Genomic DNA, 18,534 nt, shown 5'->3' on the forward strand with positions numbered 1-18,534 from the left:
TGTATGCTTGACGTATTACTTGAGCCCTTTACCTACGACTATATGCGCAATGCCATGTGGGTTTCCGCTTTGGTCGGCGGCGTCTGCGTCTTTCTTTCCTGTTATCTGATGCTTAAAGGATGGTCCCTCATGGGGGATGCGCTGTCGCATTCCATTGTCCACGGTGTTGCCGGCGCCCGGATGTTAGGCATGACGTTATCGGCCGGCGCGTTTCTCGCCGGCGGTCTGGCTGCTTCCGCCATGCTGTTTATCAATCAACGCACCAAGTTGAAAGAAGATGTCATCATCGGTTTGACGTTTTCGTCTTTCTTTGCGTTCGGGCTTTTTATACTGTCGCTGCGCCCTGCCGCCATGAATATTGAGACGATTATGCTGGGCAATCTGTTGGTCATTGCGCCGTCCGATATTGTGCAATTGGCGCTGATTGGCTTCATCTCGCTGGCCATTTTGCTGCTTAAGTGGAAAGACCTGATGGTGGTGTTCTTTGATGAAAACCACTCCCGCTCCGTCGGTATCAATCCGGTAAGACTGAAATGTTTGTTCTTCACCCTGTTGGCCGCCGCTACGGTTGCCGCACTGCAAACGGTCGGCGCCTTTCTGGTCATTTGCATGATTGTCACCCCCGGTGCTACCGCCTGGTTGCTGACCGACCGGTTCCCGCGTTTACTGATGGTGTCGGTGCCGATGGGCGCGCTCACCAGCTTCGTCGGCCTACAGCATTTACTATCTGGACGGCGCCACTGGCTGGTTGATCGTTTCGCTGCAAACACCCCTCTTTTTGCTGGCATTCGTTCTGGCGCCGCGGCACGGTTTATTGGCTTCCCGTAAACGTGCGCGCACCGAGTTAAGGAAATAGAGATGAGCCTAACAGACACTTTGTTGATGCCCTTTCACTTTGTTTTTATGAATAATGCGTTCTTGATTGTGCTGCTGATTGCCGTTCCCGCCTCGCTGCTGTCGTGTCTGATGGTCTTGAAGGGGTGGGCGCTGATGGGCGACGCCATGAGCCATGCGGTATTTCCGGGCGTCATCGTCGCCTATATGGTAGGCCTGCCACTGGCGGTCGGTGCCTTCGTGGCGGGTCTGGTGTGTGCCATGACGACCGGATTTTTGAAAAACAACAGTCGAATCAAGCACGATACCCTGATTGGCATCGTATTTTCCGGTATGTTTGGTATGGGGCTGGTGATGTATGTCAAAGTGCAATCCACGCTTCATCTTCAACATATTTTATTTGGCGATATGCTGGGCTGGGGATAGGCGCGGATGATCTCATCGAGGCAGCGCTTATCTCCGCCGCTACGGTGCTGTTTATCGCCGTTAAATGGAAAGATCTGGTACTGCAGACCTTTGACGCAGTACAGGCCAAAGCCTCCGGTCTCAATGTGCGCCTGTTACATTACGGCCTGCTGTGCTTCCTGGCGCTGACAATTGTGGCGGCGCTGAAAGCGGTGTGGATCATTTTGTCGGTCTCGTTATTGATTGCCACCGGGGCGATAGCCTTCCTCATCACCCGCAAATTCTGGTCGATGATGCTGGCCTCCGTCGCCATTGCCATCACCGGCGGCTTTTTGGGCGTGTACGTGTCCTTCTTCCTCGACAGTTCGCCGGGGGCGACGATCGTATTGTTCTTCACCCTAATGTTTGCCGCAGTCTTTTTCATTAACGGGTTGCGCAACTACCGTCTGCGCTGTGCGGCGTAACCCACCGGCCCTGCCCCGCCGCCATGGGCGGGGCAAGTCTTTTTTAGCCGCCATCGTGCAACGGCGCCCAGCGGCGTTGCAGATAGTTCACCGCCGCAGCGGTCTGAGGCTGGCTGAGATAGGACTCACTGAACAAAATGGTGCCGTTAATCTCAGGTAGAGCCTCGTTAATATCCAACTGTCTTCTCAACTCCGCAACCCCCTCGGCCGCGCCCCAATCCGGTTCCGCTTTGGTCGGACTGCCTACTTTATATAGTGCTACGCCAATATACAGCCGGGTGTGGGTAGGGCGAACCACCTCCGCCCACCATTTGGCTAGCACATCATAGCGCACGATCTGGCGCCCAACCGGCCAGTACAGCTGCGGGGCAATATAGTCCAGCAGACCTCTTTCAACCCACAGCCGGGTGTCGGAGTAAGCGGTATCATACGCCGGCCCCCCGCCCTGGGTAGCCGAGCCGCGCGGGTCATCCGCCACGTTGCGCCAAACGCCGGCGGGGCTGATGCCAAAAGCAACCTGTGCGTTGAGAGATTTTATCGCCTGGGACACTTGCTGGACCATCAGTAAGGTATTGTTGCGCCGCCAATCAGCTTTGTCGGAAAACCTCTGACCGTAAAGGTGGTAAGTGGCATCGTCATCCAGCCGGGAATCCGCGGTTTCATAATAGAAATAATCGTCAAACTGAATGCAATCGACCGGGTAATTTTTAACCAGTTCGATCACCACGCTGACAATCCATTGGCGCACATCGGGCAAGCCGGGATCAAGGACGTAACGGCCGCTGGCAATGCGGATCCAGTCGGGGTGTAGCGCATAAACGCTGGCCGGTGATGATCGCAGCGTGGCCCTCAACGCAGCGGCGGTTTCGGGTCGGGTGTTCAGCGTGACCCGATAGGGGTTGAGCCAGGCGTGGACCTTTAAGCCTCTTTTGTGGGCTTCGGCCAGCATAAACGCCAGCGGATCATAGCCCGGATCCCGACCGACCGTCCCCGTAAGGACCTCCGACCACGGTAACAGGGCTGAACGATAAAGAGCGGTGCCGTCGGGTTTGACCTGAAAGAACACCGTATTAATGCCGATCCTTACCATATTGTCCAGCTTCGCGACGAGCGCGCTTTGCTGCTGTTGAGTCCGTAGCGCGTCGCTTTGTGCCTCAAGCGTCGAAGGTGCGGGCCAGTCGAGTCCGTAGACGGTGCTCAACCAAACGCCGCGCATCTCGGGCGCCTGGGATGGACGGGGCGGCGGCGGCGGGAGCTCCGCCACCCGTTTTTGCCCACAGCCGGCAAGTCCCGTCAGCCAAAAGAAGAACACCAGCCAAAAAACCATTCCTTTGTAACGCCGCACTTTTGTCTCCCCGAAATAAAGCCTGAAATACCTGAATCACCAGTGGCAAAGGCCGGACGCCGCTAAGTCCGCCGGCGAACAGCTCTACCGGCTTGCCTGTGCTAGTATCAGCACCGATTGGCAAACTGGCCTGCACCTTAGGCGCTCACTTCTCTTGGTTACCAGCTGAGCCCAAACCCGCGGGGGTAAGCGACAGTACCGGAATTGGTCTTCTCATCGTAATGATGCCAGGTGTTAACCGGCAGTTTGCCCCGCGGCGAACGTTGACCCGTTAATACCTCGGCCAGCGAGATCATGGCATGACTGCCACAAACGCCGTTGTCATAACCATAATAGGAATAGGCGGCGACAGCGGCGTCAACGTCTGCGGCATAATTGACAATGTCGTAAGGCGCTCGCAAAGATAAGTGAATACGCGTTTTCCCTTGTGCCGCCGCATAACGCAACTAAGCAAGGTAGCGATCGCTGGTTTCGTCGGTTTGCGGTTTGTACGGCAGCGTCGCATTATCCACCGGCGAAAAGGCGGTTGAGAGCGTACCGAGCATAAAAACGTCGCAGTGGACGATTTTCGCTTTGACCTCTGCATCCGTCAAATCCGATTCCTTTGCCGCCTCTACCGTAAGATACCCCTGTTGCGCCATTACCGCCGCAACGCCCTGCGCCTGCTCCCCACACGGCGTTAACACAAAATAGCGCTGAGTTTTGTCCGTTAATGGCAACGTCGCGCCCTGATTGATAACGACGGTAATCGACCGATCGGTAATGCGCTTTTCCAGCGCCTGCCCTTCGGCCACGGGTTGCGGCGCTGTTTCACAGGCGTTGCCCAGCAGGTGATAACGCTGCTTTAGCGCCAGAATGCGCGCAACTGAGGCATCGATATCCGCTTCTTGGATGAGACCTTGTTTGACCTTCTGCGCTATCAACGTAATCATCTGCGGCAAGCGTGGCGCCTGGGCGGGCGCCGCAATGCTTACCCGGCATCAAGGCGATATCAACGCCGGCGGTGAAGACCAGTAGGAGCGCCTCACCTTGGCTGAAATGGTCAGTGATAGCGCCCATATACAACGCATCCGACAGCGTCACGCCAGTAAAGCCCAACTGGTGGCGCAGAATGTCGGTTTGTATTTGCCGCGACATGGTAGCGGGGACGGTAATATCAACGCCGTGGCGGTTGCGTACCCGCGTATCGTCCAACGCCGGGTATTGAATATGGGCCGTCATAATCATCTCTGGCGGGGTATGACTAGCAATGGCTTGCTGGTAGGGCGCAATATCAATGGCAAACGCGTCCTGACGATTTCGGTCAACCCGCGGCAAAGCGGTATGTGAATCGGTGGCGGTGGCGCCATGACCGGGAAAATGTTTGTATACGCTTATCATGTGTTGCTGATGCATCCCCGCGAGCGTTTTCTCCGCCAGCGTGATAACCGTCGCGAAGTCGTCGCTGAAACTGCGCACATTGATTACCGGATTGAACGGATTGGTATTAACGTCAACCACCGGTGCGAAGTCGACATTGAAAGCTAAAGCCAGCATATCGCTGGCCAATTGTTGCGCCTGTTCACGGGCAAGGTCGCTGTCAGCGCCCCCTTCGCACGCCGCCGCCAGCGCCATATTGCCGGGGAAAGAGACATATTCGCCACGCGGTAGACGAAATACGTTTTCACCATCATTATCTGTACCAATAAATAGTCGAATATTACCACTGACCTTTAATCTCGCATACCAGCTCTTCAATGCCCGTATTTGTGTTTTATTCTGTAAATTGTTGCCAAACAGGATCACGCCGCCGATATGATTATCGCCAATTATCTTTTCAATGGTGTCATCGGGGGCCACCATATCCCGATTATTAATGCCGTTAGCGTCCCAATAACGGAAATCAAGCATGATTTTCTGGCCGATCTTCTCCTCCAGGCTCATTGCGTCGATTAGCTGCCTCATGTCCATTTCTGAGCTCCTCGTTGGTTGCACTGCGCGATAATCAGGCAAATCATGTCATTTAAAAAGACATCAGCGCAAGATAATTGTGTCAGTTTATGGCTTTAGATAAAATATGGTTATAAATATATTAAACAGCTAATAAACAATTGACAAAAATATGACTACATATGGAAATAGATTACTTCTTTCTTATTACCATTTCCTAAAAACATGGCGCTTTAGCACGGCCGTGCTGCAAGTTTCGTCACAACTAAGGGTTTTTGTGGCGCCGGCTGGACAGACTGCTGACTGCGGTACCAAGGCCACGTTAAGTTTGTCGGTAAAGGCGATAGTCTCGCGCGCCACGGGCAACCGTTCGCTTTCATAGGTGGCAAGCAGACCTGCCGGCGCGCCGTGCCGTAACACCGCCCCCAGTTTCCAGGCCAGTTTGGCGGCACCCTGTAACCCGGTATTCATTCCCTGCCCCCCTGCTGGGGAGTGAATATGGGCGGCATCTCCCGCCATGAAAATGCACTCGTCACGATACCTGTCCACGCAGCGATGGTGGGTGCGAAATTTCGTCAGCCATTGTGCATCGTCAAGTGTCACGAACACCTTCGCCGCAGAGGAAAAGGCGCGCTGCAGTTCATCCAGCTGAAGCGGCGCCGCGGCGGCTTCCCCCGACCCGCGCCGCGGGTCGCTGCCGGCGTCAGTGCTGCGCGCGTTGCCAATATTGGCACCGATGTCGGTTGTCATCACGCGTGAAAGACCGCTACCCACCAGCGGCAGGAACAGTCCTATGCGCTCACCGTGCATGAAGATGCGAAAGTGATCATGGCCGTTTTCCCACGTGACCCGAACATCTCCCAACAGAAAGTTTTGCGTATACGGCGCGCCGTCAACGCACCCAGAGACGAATAACGATGCCGCAAAATCGGCAGGATCATGAGATATATTCAGATCCCTAAGATTAAAAGAGACTTTCTGATATAACGAACAGGACAGTGATGGTATGCTGGCGATGAAGCACCGGAAATATGCGATGAAAACGGCAGGCGTCAACAATATGCTTTAATCATGCAGGAAGGGGCAACATCATGAAGTCAGCATTTTATGCTCTTTTATTATTAGCCTTTAGCTCTGTTGTGTGGTCGAATAATGAGGAACAGGCATTGCCGCTGGTTAAATTAGCGATCAATGCCATGGATGCAGGGTATTTTTCTGAACCGGGTAATCTAAAAATTACGCAATGGGCCTCGGGTGAGAATCCCACCTCTGCAACGGTTGAAATCGAAAAGGATCTGGTGGATGACTCTATTGCAATCGAAAAGATCGTTTTCAAAATGCAGCGTCAAAATGACATCTGGGTGATAGACAGCCACTCAACCACTTTTAAATGTAAATGCCGGAAAGGACGGGGACATCAAACGTTATCCCCGGCATGCTGCCATTAACGGTTCGTGGTCTTAACTCGTCCTTTTCCTGCGGTCACTCCACCGTCGGCAAAGGGCGGTTAAGGGTGGACCAGACAAATTCACTGGCCAGCGCACTGTGAAACGCGGCTTGTTTCTTATCCGCCGCGGCGCTGTGTCCCCCCTCGGTGTTCTCATAGAAATACACCTGTTCATGGCCCATCTGTCGCATGCGCGCCGCCATTTTACGCGCATTGGCCGGATTAACCCTGTCGTCACTGGTGGCGGTGTAAAACAGTACCGGTGGATAAACTGTCTCCGCCTGGATATTGTGGTACGTCGAGAAGGTTTTTATATACTCCAATTGCGTCGGATCTTCATGGTCGCCATATTCAGCAATCCAGGAAGCGCCGGCGGAAAGCTGGGTATAACGTTGCATGTCCAGCAATGGCACTTCGCAGACAATGCAGCCAAACAGCGCTGGATAGAGCGTCAGCATATTGCCGACCAATAAGCCGCCGTTACTACCGCCGCGCGCGCCAAGAAAGGGGGAAGACGTCACTTTACGGGCGATCAAATCCTCCGCTACCGCGGCGAAATCCTCATAAGCACGGTGGCGATGTTGCTTAAGCGCCGCTCGATGCCAAGTGGGACTATACTCGCCTCCGCCGCGGATATTGGCCACCACATACACCCCGCCCCTCGCAAGCCAGGTTAACGCTTCGCTCCCCATATAATGCAGCAGCAGCGACACCTCAAAACCGCCGTAACCGTTGAGAAGCGTGGGATTAGCGCCACGCAGCTGCATGTCCTTGGCCGCAATATGGAAATAAGGCACACGGGTGCCTTCCTTGGAGTGAGCAAAATGCTGGCTGACCTGATAGCGGTCAGGGTCGAAATCGTTCGGCCCCTGCTTCATCCGTTCCGCTTCACCACCGTCGAGGTTACCGAGATAAAGCGATGTCGGCCGTAAAAACCCCTCAACGGTCATGAAATAATCATTACTTTCTTCATCAACACCGCCGGCAGACAGGGAGTTGAGCGTTTGCTGATCGCCGAGCGGCCGACGCTGCCAACACTCCCCCCGCGGCGTCAAGACCTCGAGGCGACTCGTCACATTCTCCATGATACTGAGAATAAGATGGTTGCGGGTGCTGCTTAAGTCGCTTAATGCTTTCTGCGCATCAGGCGTAAAGAGTATATGCAACTGCCGCTTTCCCGCCAGGTAAGCGTCAAACTTCGCCGCCAGCAATGCACCGTAGGGATAGCGACGCCCCTCCACCGCCCACTCTCTGCTCAACTTTATCAGCAACCATTCACGGTGGGTGCTGAACTCAGCATCCTGCGGGATAGCGATGTGGATTTGCTGGTTGAGCGCCGTCAGCCAATATGTATCGCGACGATAAAAATCCAGGCTGCGGCCGACATAATCGCGCTCGAAACTCGGCGTGTGATCGTGATAAGCGAATACCGCCAGATCTTCCGGCTGCGCTTCATATACCGTTTCGGCCGCGCTTAGCGGCGTACCCCGCCGCCAGCGTTTGGCAATGCGCGGATAACCTGACCGGGTCATGGAGCCGGGACCAAAATCAGTGGCGATAAACAGCGTTTCCTGGTCGATCCATGATACGTCGCTTTTCGCCAGCGGCAGGTAAAATCCTTCAGCCACGAAGCGCTTGGCGATCAGGTCGAATTCGCGGATTTCGACGGCGTCCCCACCGTCCGGCGACAGCGCGATCAGGCTATAACGGTATTACGGCGCCAGCGGCTGCGAACCATGATAGACCCAGTCCCTGCCTTCTGTTTTACCCAGCGCATCGATATCCAGCACCGTTTCCCAGACCGGTTCGGCTTTACGGTACTCCCACAGCGTGGTGCGTCGCAGTACCCCGCGCGGATTGGCCTGATCCTGCCAAAAATTATAATAGCCTTCCCCCAGCTTACTGACCCACGGGATCCGGCTGTCCTTATTGAGAATATCCAATACCTGCCGCTCAAGTTTGGGGAAATGTATTCCTTGGGCGTACTGCGCCAGAGTGCGCTGGTTTTCTTGGGTTACCCATTGCAGCGCAGCCTCGCCATGAAGATCTTCAAGCCACAGGAAATCATCGCCGGCATCAGCGCGCTGTGCAGCTATTGTTATGCGGTTACGGTTGGAAAATGACGTCATTGCGAATACGGATCCTACGGTTTATGCATTGCGATTACCCCATCAGCGTGGCGGAATAATCGGTAAATCCCCGGGCTCGTCATAGTAGCCGTCGTCACGGGATAAAATTCGGTGTGACCTCCCGATAAGTCATATCGGTTTCGGCGGGTGATACCCGGAGGAAATCATCAAAGAAGAGGGACCATTCGACTTCGGCTAATTCTGCCCGAACTGCGATGCCGCCAGGCATCACCAGAGGCACTTCGGGAGACGACTATTCTCTGCCCGAAAACCCGTTCTGCGGTGAGTAAGCCGGATATGCACCCTATAACAGCGCCGCCGTGGGCTTCCTCTCGATCGGCATTTGCCTCATATTGCCAGTATGCGTGATGCTTCTCCCTGCTGGCAATCTTTGTCGGTCGGTATTCTGGTTCTCGGCACCATGCGGCCAATGGTTTTTATTTCAGGGTGATAGCACTGGTGATTATCCCAGGCTACCGCTTGATGAATATTGCCTGCTCTTGCCTTGATATCAGGTCGACGTCCCGTTGATGCCATTGGCGAGTGCGCCGCAACCTGGCTCTGGTCAGGACAATCGCCCCGCCAGGGCGCGCGTCAGCGGCGCCTGTCAGCCCATTATCACTCCGACGCGTTTCTTGTGTACGGATTGTTGTTCAACCGAAAACACGCATTTATCACCCTGACAGATGACCCGCTATGGATCTGAAATGGTTTGGATATTTTCTGAAAGTCCCACGTTGCTAGTGCTTTACCCGCACTGCCGAACAACACATTATACAATCCGCCCTGAGTCGCCCCATTTGTCAACTGGAGGGATGGCTGGGGGTGCGGTTATTTAAACCCGATAACGTTAACGCGGGAAGGACAGACTTTCCTTGCTATCGCCAGCGAAAACGATTTCAAGCCGCAGCGCAACTTACAACAGGATGCTCCAGCCAAGCTTACACGTATCAGTAATGAGTCCCGGCGCGCTGAAGAGGATCTGCTGGACGACGGTCTTACTCTCATCGTGGCCCTGCAAAAGAGGGATGGGAGCCAGCTTATGGCGCAACGGCGGAGTGCCAAGGGCGGACTTGGGAAACGTTTCACCGATGCGGACCGGCGGCAAAAATTTACCGACTGCTGTCAGGCGCTTTCGGACGCCACTTCCCTCTAAGTGCGATCAGCGTCGCTCGACGGTCAGTCAGTTCAGTGCTTTTGCGCCCATTGCGGGTGGCCTGATCCCATTTATCCCGCATGCCGTAGGGCTGACTGTGATAACGATAGCGGCCAGTTAAAATAGATAAATTAACTGAACCTGTTTAATTACCGACTGAATTGTCCCGCAGTAACACCCGCGATAATCATCCTTAAAATATTTCTTTCGTTTGAAAAACGTCTACAGCACATATTGGTAAATAACTTTCTCGATTTTATCTGCGTTGCCACGGAAACCGCGATCGGTAATAACCGCTTTTGGGAAAGGAACTTTTATGGCAAGCATGGTGATGTTACGTTTTCTCGCGTTGCCACTGGCATGACATAATCATGTAGAATAGATAATCAATGCCATCAGTTTTAACAACAACAGTTATTTGTTACATCGGAATTTTTATGCATGAATTCATATAAGGTTACTATTAAAGCGCCATTATGCTTGACTGCCGATGATCAGGAAACTTAACTTGCTAAGGAAAATAACCCATGTAAACAATCCAGGTGAAAAACATGAACCCAGATGTCATCGTTATTGGTGGAAGTTTTGCAGGGCTTTCTGCAGCAATGCAACTTGGCAGCGTTCGACGTAATACGCTTATTGTTGACGCGTCACAACCCCGCAATCACTTTGCCACAGTATCACACGGTTTTCCCGGTCAAGATGGCCGTTCTCCTGCTGAAATTAAACGTCTCGCTGAGGCGGAAGTATTGGCTTATCCCAGTGTGGCATTAAAAAAGACTGGGCCGAAGCGGTTAATCCCGTCAAAGATGGCTTTGAAGTGCGATTTACCTCTGGGGAAACTATTTTTACGCGCAAGGTCCTCCTTGCCATGGGTGTAAAGGATGAATTGCCTGCAATTCCCGGGCTCATTGAGCGTTGGGGCAAGTCGGTAGTGAACTGCCCTTATTGTCACGGCTATGAGTATAGGGATGGTCGCCTTGGCATGCTGGCAACGGTGCCGCGTTCCGCCATGGTCGCATTATTGTTGTCGGATCTCGGACCGACAACCTATTTTTGCCAGGAATCTGCCTTTGAGCCCGATGCAACTATGCTGGCGTTATTTGAAAAGCGAGGGGTCACCGTTGAACATTCCCCTATCGTAGAAGCCATCGGGCAAGCTGAAAAACTTGAGACGGTGCGTTTGGCAAACGGTAGAGTTCTCCCGCTTGATATCCTTTTCATTGGCGCCCGTACTTCGCTAGCCGGTGATTTACACCTGCAATTGGGCTGTGAGCTTGAGGAGGGCATATTGGGTCCGTATCTACGGGTCGATCATTTTCAACAAACCACCGTGCCAGGTATTTTTGCTGCAGGCGATGCAGCAAGTCTGCACTATAACGGGACCTTAGCTGCCGCGTCCGGAGTTATGGCCGGCGGGTGTCTTCACCAAATGTTGGTCGCCGATGAACTGGGTATAAAACCGTGATCGCAAGGACGCGATAGCGGCATAGTAATGACACCCTCTTTCAAATAGGGTGTCCCTATTTGCGCCGCGCCGACTTATGAACAGCCTGCGGGTAATAGCTTCATCATTTCATGCTGAGAATTATGTGTGTCACTGCACCGTCATCACGTGCATGGGCTGCCGTCGTTGTTACCCTCTTGCTCTTTAATCGCGCTGTGATGGGTCGGGTAGATTTACATCTCTGCCTGATTTTTTCCTGCTAGCAAGGGGGATATCTGCACGATAGAAGACTACAGCTCATCAGCAACGGGCATGTCCGCCGTTTGTAATGCCGTGAACTGTAACCGTGGGATGAATCCGCAGCCAGAAGACTAAAATGCTATCGGCTATTCGCTATTCATTCAGTGCGCGTCTGAAGATGGCCTCCGCCGCAAGGGTAATCGTCAATTTTCCGATGACCATTTGACAGGTGGCTGGGTTAAACTGCAAAAGCGGTAATGTTCGTTGCATAACATTTTGATTTGGTGTCCCAAAATAAACGGCTGATTGGTTTTACCGTGGCCGAATTCGGGATAATAATAGACAGGATAAGCCACCCTGCTGGCGAATTCCTGCAGCACAAAGCGGTAAAGATCTCTTTCAGTTTTATCCGCCTTAATGCTATAAAACTGCCCAAAGATAACCGCTTTAGGTTGAAAGTTTTTCATGTATTCGAGCTGATGAAGCGTTCTGTCAAGTTGCTTATAAGTGGCGCCGGTGTCCTCCATAAGCATTACCTTATCGGCATAGCTTTTCTCAAAGCGTGTTGAAAATAACAATTGAATCAGTGTCAGATTGCCACCGCTTAAGGTGCCTTGGCCGCCTGCCCGAGCAGACACATTGAGTGGTTCAACGCCCGTGTAGGTCATCCCGTTCGCAATGGTACGAAAAATCTGCTGTATACTGCTATACATGCTTATAGGTTCACTTTTATCAACTTCATACATTTCACGATTAAACGATGCGAGAATCCAGTGAATACTGGGCCATTTAATAACATTATTGATAAAATGATGGAGTGCGGTGACATCGCTAAACCCGATAAGAAGTTTAGGGGAAGCGGCAGCAATTCTTTCCCGATTACGATATAGATAAGGATAGAGATTCAGGGCGCCCGATCCTCCTCTGACAAACCAAAGATACTTTACATTGTCATCCGTTAGCGCGTTGATTAGCGTTGCCGCCCGCCTATCGTCGGTGTTGACGTAACCTAACGGCGTGGGTTGTTGATTAAGATAGCGGCTATCTACAGAATAGCCTTGTTGCTGAAAGACCCTTTCAATTTCGCCTATAGTATTTTCGTTGTATTGCGATGAACTGGATATCAGATAGATTGTCGGTTTTACCGCTGTTTCACTTGCGGTCAATGCCTGTTTATTGCCAATCAGATGAGGCACATTGGCCGCGGCAGCCCCCACCGTCGGTGATGACATGCCTGTCACTATCAGTAAGATAGCGATAAAGGGATACTTCATATATTCCTCCGCGATGGCCGGTCACGATGACCTGCCTATTTAATTAACACGCGGAAGCGTTCAAAACGCCTAAAACTAGAATGACGTTTATTTTAGATTTAAACTTTACCGTATAACCGTGTCGTTTACAGCAAGAGAATACGGATAAGAAATAGCGAATCATTCTTTCTAGCCACGGCATTTATCAAAACAGTAACGCCTCGACATCGCCCGTCACGCCACGGATCATGCAGAGATGTTACAAATCGAAGACAGCATGCCATAAAAAAACCCGTCGAGGCGCGATCGTCCAGATTGAAGTGCATGATGTCAGCGCATTTAATTGCCGTTTGGAGGCAAACAAAGTGATTCTTATTGTCAATTCCACGATAACGGCGACAGCATTGGGCAGGGATGCCTGCTAAGGAATTTTTGCTACAGGAAGCTAACGGCTACCTGATCTACTTTTTACAGGGCATCAAAAAGTCGGTTCACGCCACCAAACAATGGTTTTTAAAGCCACTGCGACCAGAACCTTGCAGTATTGAGGTCCTGATCCCTGATGTAGTCTCGCTTTGACTGAGGAACGAGAGCTCGAAGAGATTTTATACCCTTGGCAATATCACTTGAGCATCTCAGTAATCATTATTATCTCTAATCAGCAATAACTCTATTACGTGGGTATTTCATTTATTATCTGAACAATTATTCACCCATTGCCGCGGGCTTTAAGGCTGATACCGTTTTGCCGAACCTCACATCAAGGCCGCGAAAAATAGACTCGCAGATAAGGTATACCGCGTAACAGAAAGGCAACCGTTTTGGCTTGATCTTGCCCCGCCATCTCCGTACAGCTTTTGTATCTTAAGTTAACGAAGCACGCTGCCGCCGGTATTCTCTCGGAGAGTGATATCCCAGCGCGCTGTGCGGATGGTTTTCATTGTAATGCGTGAACGCTGCTGCAAGGTTTCGCAGGGCTGTTCTCGCATCCGGTTTTGGCATGAACTCGATATAGTCTTCCTTCATCGTCTTCACGAACCGTTCGGCCATTCTCTGCGGGCTGCTCACCGCTGTTGTGCAGGGCTCCAGATCCAGTTCTCTGGCGAACCTCTGCGTTTCATGCGCGGTATACGCTGAACCGTTGTCCGTCAACCACTGCACCGCTGTATCGGGTAACCTGTCGCCGAAGCGCTTTTCTACCGACATCAGCATCACATCCTGCACGGTCGAACTGTCGTAGCCTCCAGTGCTCGCAGCCCAGTCTATGGCCTCTCTGTCGCAGCAGTCCAGTGCGAAGGTGACCCGCAGTTTTTCACCGTTGTCGCAGCCGAACTCGAAGCCATCTGAACACCAGCGCATATCGCTTTCTGCCACCGCGATCCTGCCCTTATGCTCACGCCTCGGCCGCTCTGGTTTTCAATGTAATAACAGCAGGTTATGCTCACACATGATCCTGTAAAGTCGTTTCGCATTTACCGGCGGCAGTCCCTCTGCGCGACGTTGTTTACACAGGATGCCCCACACCCGCCGATAGCCGTAGCTGGGCATATCGCTGATGATGTCGAGGATGTCCGACAGTATTTCAGCGTCTGCTTCGTCATTACGCCGGTTACAGCGCCTGTCCTGCCAGTCGGCAGAACGCTTAATCCGCAGTGACAGCGGCGCACGCGACACGCTCATGGCGCGGCTGACCTGTGCTATTCCCCGGCCTTTGGCAACAAGGGCGCGTGCGCTATCCATTTTCGTGACTGGCCGTACTCCACGGCTTCTTTTAGGATCTCAACCTCCATCGTCTTCTTACCCAGAAGGCGCTGGAGCTCCCGGACCTGCTTCAATGCAGCTGCAAGCTCAGAGGCAGGAACAACGTCCTCCCCGGCAGCCACGGCGGTGAGGCTGCCTTCCTGATATTGCTTTTTCCACTTAAACAGCAGGCTGGGCTGGATACCGTGCAGTCGTGCGAGATGGGAGACATTCATGCCGGGCTCCATCCTCTGCTGAATAATGGCCATTTTTTCCTGAGGAGTTTTACGTTTACGGACTTCTTGACCTAACAGGATCCCGGTCATATCAAAATTGGCGTTAGTGTTAGACATATATTCAAGCCTATCTCTTATCTGGAGATACAGCTACTGTCTGGTGTTTCAGGGGGATAAATCACTCAAGCAACACTTTGTTTGAAGCAGAACAGGTTAATTATGCTCTGATGGATGTCGGTTCGGGACGTGGCGGCTATCTTATAAAGCCTTCCCGCCGTTCGGAACACTTAACGTTTTAATCATCAGGAGCATTCATTTCATCATCGGCGTCTTCTTCTTCCAGCACTGGCTCGAGCCCAGCCTGATCGTCCTCTTCAGGGTCAAGTTCTGCATCTAAACCTAATCGCATACAGCAATGAGCAATTTCGTCCCTAAAATCTTCTGGCAAGTCCTCGAACCTTAAAGGATGAGGAATGTCATTCATCCCAAAACATCCTGGATCGCCAGCTATCTGGTTTAATAAAAATTGAATGCGGTTAGTATAGTCCATAATGATCAATTTATTGTGATGCGCTACTATCAGTCTTTTGAATTCCTCAATCGCATTGGGAGCGCTGCTTCGTTTCATCATTTTATTGTCCTTCATTTTTACATGCCATTAGCAGATTCTTGCACCATCACCAATATAGACAGTGCGAGTTCACCGATGGGTAAACGCTGGTAGTGCTTTTGCGGCCCAAATCATATTTATGTTCTCCCCTCATCCTGGTGTTATCATGCATATCACCCGCAAACAGCGACGACTTGTTTCCATTTACGTTTGCTGCCATACTTTCGACAGAAAGAAAATATTGTCATTTTAAAATAATGTAGTCACTCATTTTCATTTTATTAGGTTGATTCCCCCGGCCGACAACGCGCTGCCAGCCCCCTTCCATTATCCCATCGAACTGCGCCGGAGACCGCAGCCAGTGAAATCATTTTATTCGACCAGATAAAATGGCCTGCTTTAGACCACGCAGTCACAACCTGACGCCTTGTTTATCCCCGCGCAGGACTTGATGCGCGAGTGATTTATTGCCAAGCACAAAGGGGGCCGCCTTACTGCCATGGTTGGTGCAAATCATCGGCGTTGTAATGCGCCAGCCTAAAGAAGGCCACCCCTAACGGTCCTTCCTTACTCTGCCGTATTGGCAATCACCAGAAATTCCTGCTGTAAAAATTTATTCGTTGGGCGGTTATCTTTCACGTAATCATTTTCTCTCAGCCAGATCCGCATCAAATTATGTTCTGTTTTTAGCTGGCCAAAATCCCTCGGACTCCATTTTGCCACCTGCATGACATACCAGGCGGGAGAATGATACGTTCCCTTCTCCCCATTTTTATAAGCATCGTAACTTCTGCCATGGAACGTCAGCCCCCTAACCTCCGGCTCATTCTTGATTTCGATATCCAGTCTCTTCGCTTTTTGCAGAAATATTGTCATAACATCCCAAGGTTCAATATCCGTGGCTTCATATGGGAAATATTCAATCATGCTAAGACGCACCATCTCATAGAGATCCTGTGCTTTGAATATTGGGTTTTTCATTTTGAACATTACGCTCATTTTCTAATTCCTTTTTAACGGGCGGTGTCCTTCACCTTACCGGATCGAGGCGTGTTGTGAAACCCGTCCGGTTCGACTGCGCCGCGTTCACCTTGATTCGGTTTTACGGGTTGTTTGCCGACCGGCAGTGTCTAGCAGCGGCCAGGGTACCACTGCCGCCGGCGGCGCCAGGTCACGTCCTCAGCATTATGAGCCAATTCGGTTCTACTGGCAGTCTACCGAAACTGTCGTAGGCATTGGTTTCCCAATTTTAATGTGCTATAACTATGCACATAAAATATGTTGAAGAGGTTATAATGAGAACTAACATTGCCGAAAAAAAACGTAGTACAAACGTATACTTAAATGCAGGTCTGCTTGAAGAGGCTAAAGAGCTGGACTTGAACGTTTCCGCGATATCTAACCAGGCGCTGGAAGTGGCCGTCAAGGAACGCAAGCGCGAACGCTGGATCGCAGAAAACCGAGCAGGCATCGAGGCGTTAAACAGCTTTTTAGAAGAGGATGGGATTTTTTCAGATGATGAAAATTTCAGGGTGATTTAGTGAAACAGTTTGCGGTTTACAAAAATAAATCCCGGAACAAGCAGGTGTATTCGTATTTTATTGATGTGCAGGCAGAGATGCTTGAACATCTCAATACTCGCCTGGTAATGCCTTTAACACAGAAAACTAACTCAAATTCTCAGGTAAAGATGTTAGCACCAGTAGTCACTATTGAGCAGGTAGATTATGTTGTTCTGGCTAACATGATAACGACAACGGATGTAAAAAATCTGAAGGATGAAAATGCGGTTATGGATGCTTCACACATAAGTGATCAACTGGTTGCTGCAATCGACATGATGATTTTAGGTATTTAAAAAATTTGCTGGGCTGGTAGAAATTTTATTAACCGTGGGGCTTACTTATTTTACCTTACCCGCAATTACTAAAAGTAGCGTATTATGGCTAAGGTTAGATTTCAAAATACATTAAATAAAATTATTTTTTTGAAATTCGTGGTCATGAATCATTTTCTGAAATGGAAACCGCGTTGTTGGAACATTGCGATGACACAATGGTGGCAAACCATCCTGATATAGTGGTGGAATATTCTATATATTACAAGCATTTTATTAACGATAGAATTTCTTACGAACATATAATTTATATGCGTTTAGGAATAGATCAGGATGATGGCTCTTGCTATACTATATAACATCTGACATTATACCGCAGAACATTCAAAAAACATTGGCATCCATTTTATTTTTATAAGGGTGAATACGGATTCAAAAATATTGTATGGGGTATTATATGAGATAGTACCCACTCCTTCTTTTTATCGTTCCTGTGACTAGTTTTGTTTCAAACGATAATGTTGAGCAGGTTTTCATAAGGACTTTTCAGGCAGCTTTAACTGATCGACAGTGCCTGGCACTGACCAGAAAAATTTGGGTAAAACCGTCATATTCAGTTTTACCGGAATAAACACGAACTCGCACGAACGCAGACGTCTTAGCCTTGCCGCTCCCGCCGCTGACATACTGTAACCCTCGGTCGCCCTATTGGAAGTCAGTCTACTATCAAAAGCTGGCATCAACACTAATATCATCCCTATGCGCCTGTTTGAAGACAGCTTTGCCGTGACTTAAGCGGTGGACTAATTTGTAACTTCAACTTTCAATTATATAATCGACACTGAAAAACAGCAGTCATCGCATTATTTACGCGCCGATGAGATAAACCAATTGATTGCGATAACGGTTCTTAGATTTTTTACATATGACCATACTCTATTTCCCGCTCTAACAGCTAGATTTCGCCCATCGGTGCTACTAGAACCTACCCTAACCGGCACAAAAGTGGACGGTGAAGCATTAGTAATCATAATTTCCTCTCAAACTTGTCATATATGTATATTTGTGTTCGATGAAAACTATATACTGAACTAATTCTTATTTTTATCAAATAACGGAACTAGGTTGACAACCCCATGCTGCATATTAATTGAGATGCGTTAAGCTCCTCACTGCCTGGCCTCGCGGAGATGGCTTTTACTAGCACGTTTAACAATGTGAAAATGAAGGCGTGGGGGGGCCTAGCAAAAAAGGCAAACATAGCCGTTGTATCTCCACGGCCAAAGGCTGGAAAGACATATTTATCTGCATAGCAAACCCATAATAACTGTTTGTTTATACATCTCTCGTTAGCAGGAAACGTTAAAGCTGGCAAGACGCGCGAAGCCGCCAATGATGTCTACAGCGTTGATAAAAAGGAGTCAAGCAGAGCTAACAAAACGGCCCATGGAGTAGAATGTTA

General features: G+C 50.5%; 13 protein-coding genes and 4 pseudogenes. 7 read left to right on the plus strand and 10 right to left on the minus strand.

Annotation, left to right across the window (positions count from 1 at the left end):
- Positions 1-3 precede the first annotated feature (3 nt).
- A pseudogene (locus JZM24_RS17350) lies at positions 4-856 on the plus strand (metal ABC transporter permease).
- 2 nt (positions 857-858) lie between these two features.
- A pseudogene (locus JZM24_RS17355) lies at positions 859-1,703 on the plus strand (metal ABC transporter permease).
- A gap of 43 nt (positions 1,704-1,746) precedes the next feature.
- On the opposite strand, the gene JZM24_RS17360 reads toward JZM24_RS17355, so the two are convergent.
- The 5 genes from JZM24_RS17360 to JZM24_RS17370 all read right to left on the minus strand — a co-directional run bounded on the left by JZM24_RS17360 (position 1,747) and on the right by JZM24_RS17370 (position 5,841).
- Positions 1,747-3,030, minus strand: coding sequence for a glycoside hydrolase family 10-like protein (locus JZM24_RS17360; protein WP_246580128.1), 1,284 nt, complete (start codon positions 3,028-3,030; stop codon positions 1,747-1,749).
- A 176-nt stretch (positions 3,031-3,206) separates the two neighbouring features.
- On the minus strand, positions 3,207-3,494 hold the full coding sequence (locus JZM24_RS18960; RefSeq protein WP_312885060.1) for a glycoside hydrolase family 3 C-terminal domain-containing protein: 288 nt from the start codon (positions 3,492-3,494) through the stop codon (positions 3,207-3,209).
- Positions 3,495-3,842 (minus strand): hypothetical protein, encoded by a 348-nt coding sequence (locus tag JZM24_RS18965; protein ID WP_246580122.1) that lies wholly within the window; start codon positions 3,840-3,842, stop codon positions 3,495-3,497.
- A gap of 16 nt (positions 3,843-3,858) precedes the next feature.
- Entirely contained in the window at positions 3,859-4,992 is a 1,134-nt protein-coding gene (locus tag JZM24_RS18970) for a glycoside hydrolase family 3 N-terminal domain-containing protein (protein WP_246580123.1), read from the minus strand.
- 192 nt (positions 4,993-5,184) lie between these two features.
- Positions 5,185-5,841 carry an FAD-dependent monooxygenase gene (locus JZM24_RS17370; RefSeq protein WP_215671288.1) on the minus strand — a complete coding sequence of 219 codons (657 nt, stop codon included), beginning with the start codon at positions 5,839-5,841 and terminating at the stop codon, positions 5,185-5,187.
- Between the two features lie 227 nt (positions 5,842-6,068).
- Between JZM24_RS17370 and JZM24_RS17375 the strand changes: the two genes are divergently transcribed.
- Positions 6,069-6,425, plus strand: a complete 357-nt coding sequence (locus JZM24_RS17375; RefSeq protein ID WP_215671291.1) for a hypothetical protein — start codon at positions 6,069-6,071, stop codon at positions 6,423-6,425.
- Positions 6,426-6,459: 34 nt separating this feature from the next.
- On the opposite strand, the pseudogene JZM24_RS17380 reads toward JZM24_RS17375, so the two are convergent.
- Positions 6,460-8,553: pseudogene (locus JZM24_RS17380) on the minus strand (prolyl oligopeptidase family serine peptidase).
- A 1,707-nt stretch (positions 8,554-10,260) separates the two neighbouring features.
- Here JZM24_RS17380 and JZM24_RS17385 point away from each other — a divergent pair.
- Together JZM24_RS17385 and JZM24_RS17390 are read left to right on the plus strand one after the other, a co-directional pair.
- Positions 10,261-10,590 (plus strand): FAD-binding protein, encoded by a 330-nt coding sequence (locus JZM24_RS17385; protein WP_215671293.1) that lies wholly within the window; start codon positions 10,261-10,263, stop codon positions 10,588-10,590.
- Complete coding sequence (locus tag JZM24_RS17390; protein ID WP_215671295.1) at positions 10,581-11,177, plus strand: NAD(P)/FAD-dependent oxidoreductase; 597 nt, start codon at positions 10,581-10,583, stop codon at positions 11,175-11,177. Before JZM24_RS17385 ends, JZM24_RS17390 begins: the two co-directional genes overlap by 10 nt.
- Before the next feature lie 422 nt (positions 11,178-11,599).
- On the opposite strand, the gene JZM24_RS17395 is transcribed toward JZM24_RS17390, so the two are convergent.
- The 4 genes and pseudogenes from JZM24_RS17395 to JZM24_RS17410 all read right to left on the minus strand — a co-directional run bounded on the left by JZM24_RS17395 (position 11,600) and on the right by JZM24_RS17410 (position 16,234).
- Positions 11,600-12,670, minus strand: a complete 1,071-nt coding sequence (locus tag JZM24_RS17395; RefSeq protein ID WP_215671297.1) for an LD-carboxypeptidase — start codon at positions 12,668-12,670, stop codon at positions 11,600-11,602.
- Between the two features lie 843 nt (positions 12,671-13,513).
- Positions 13,514-14,715, minus strand: a pseudogene (locus JZM24_RS17400) (IS3 family transposase).
- A 205-nt stretch (positions 14,716-14,920) separates the two neighbouring features.
- On the minus strand, positions 14,921-15,271 hold the full coding sequence (locus tag JZM24_RS17405) for a hypothetical protein (protein WP_215671299.1): 351 nt from the start codon (positions 15,269-15,271) through the stop codon (positions 14,921-14,923).
- A gap of 531 nt (positions 15,272-15,802) precedes the next feature.
- On the minus strand, positions 15,803-16,234 hold the full coding sequence (locus JZM24_RS17410; RefSeq protein ID WP_215671301.1) for a hypothetical protein: 432 nt from the start codon (positions 16,232-16,234) through the stop codon (positions 15,803-15,805).
- Between the two features lie 296 nt (positions 16,235-16,530).
- On the opposite strand from JZM24_RS17410, the gene JZM24_RS17415 reads away from it, so the two are divergent.
- Positions 16,531-16,776, plus strand: coding sequence for a type II toxin-antitoxin system CcdA family antitoxin (locus tag JZM24_RS17415; RefSeq protein ID WP_215671303.1), 246 nt, complete (start codon positions 16,531-16,533; stop codon positions 16,774-16,776).
- Positions 16,776-17,093 (plus strand): CcdB family protein, encoded by a 318-nt coding sequence (locus JZM24_RS17420; protein ID WP_215671305.1) that lies wholly within the window; start codon positions 16,776-16,778, stop codon positions 17,091-17,093. The genes JZM24_RS17415 and JZM24_RS17420 overlap by 1 nt, the downstream gene beginning before the upstream one ends.
- The last annotated feature ends 1,441 nt before the right edge of the window (positions 17,094-18,534 follow it).

The sequence above is a fragment of the Candidatus Sodalis endolongispinus genome (assembly GCF_018777395.1).
GTDB lineage: Bacteria > Pseudomonadota > Gammaproteobacteria > Enterobacterales > Enterobacteriaceae > Sodalis_B > Sodalis_B endolongispinus.

What these genes read in the sequence shown, in the direction of transcription:
- JZM24_RS17360 (WP_246580128.1), bottom strand. Translation starts at nt 3,030, where the DNA reads ATGGTTTTTTGGCTGGTGTTCTTCTTTTGGCTGACGGGACTTGCCGGC.
- JZM24_RS18970 (WP_246580123.1), bottom strand. Translation starts at nt 4,992, where the DNA reads ATGAGGCAGCTAATCGACGCAATGAGCCTGGAGGAGAAGATCGGCCAG.
- JZM24_RS17375 (WP_215671291.1), top strand. Translation starts at nt 6,069, where the DNA reads ATGAAGTCAGCATTTTATGCTCTTTTATTATTAGCCTTTAGCTCTGTT.
- JZM24_RS17385 (WP_215671293.1), top strand. Translation starts at nt 10,261, where the DNA reads ATGAACCCAGATGTCATCGTTATTGGTGGAAGTTTTGCAGGGCTTTCT.
- JZM24_RS17390 (WP_215671295.1), top strand. Translation starts at nt 10,581, where the DNA reads ATGGGTGTAAAGGATGAATTGCCTGCAATTCCCGGGCTCATTGAGCGT.
- JZM24_RS17395 (WP_215671297.1), bottom strand. Translation starts at nt 12,670, where the DNA reads ATGAAGTATCCCTTTATCGCTATCTTACTGATAGTGACAGGCATGTCA.
- JZM24_RS17405 (WP_215671299.1), bottom strand. Translation starts at nt 15,271, where the DNA reads ATGAAGGACAATAAAATGATGAAACGAAGCAGCGCTCCCAATGCGATT.
- JZM24_RS17410 (WP_215671301.1), bottom strand. Translation starts at nt 16,234, where the DNA reads ATGAGCGTAATGTTCAAAATGAAAAACCCAATATTCAAAGCACAGGAT.
- JZM24_RS17415 (WP_215671303.1), top strand. Translation starts at nt 16,531, where the DNA reads ATGAGAACTAACATTGCCGAAAAAAAACGTAGTACAAACGTATACTTA.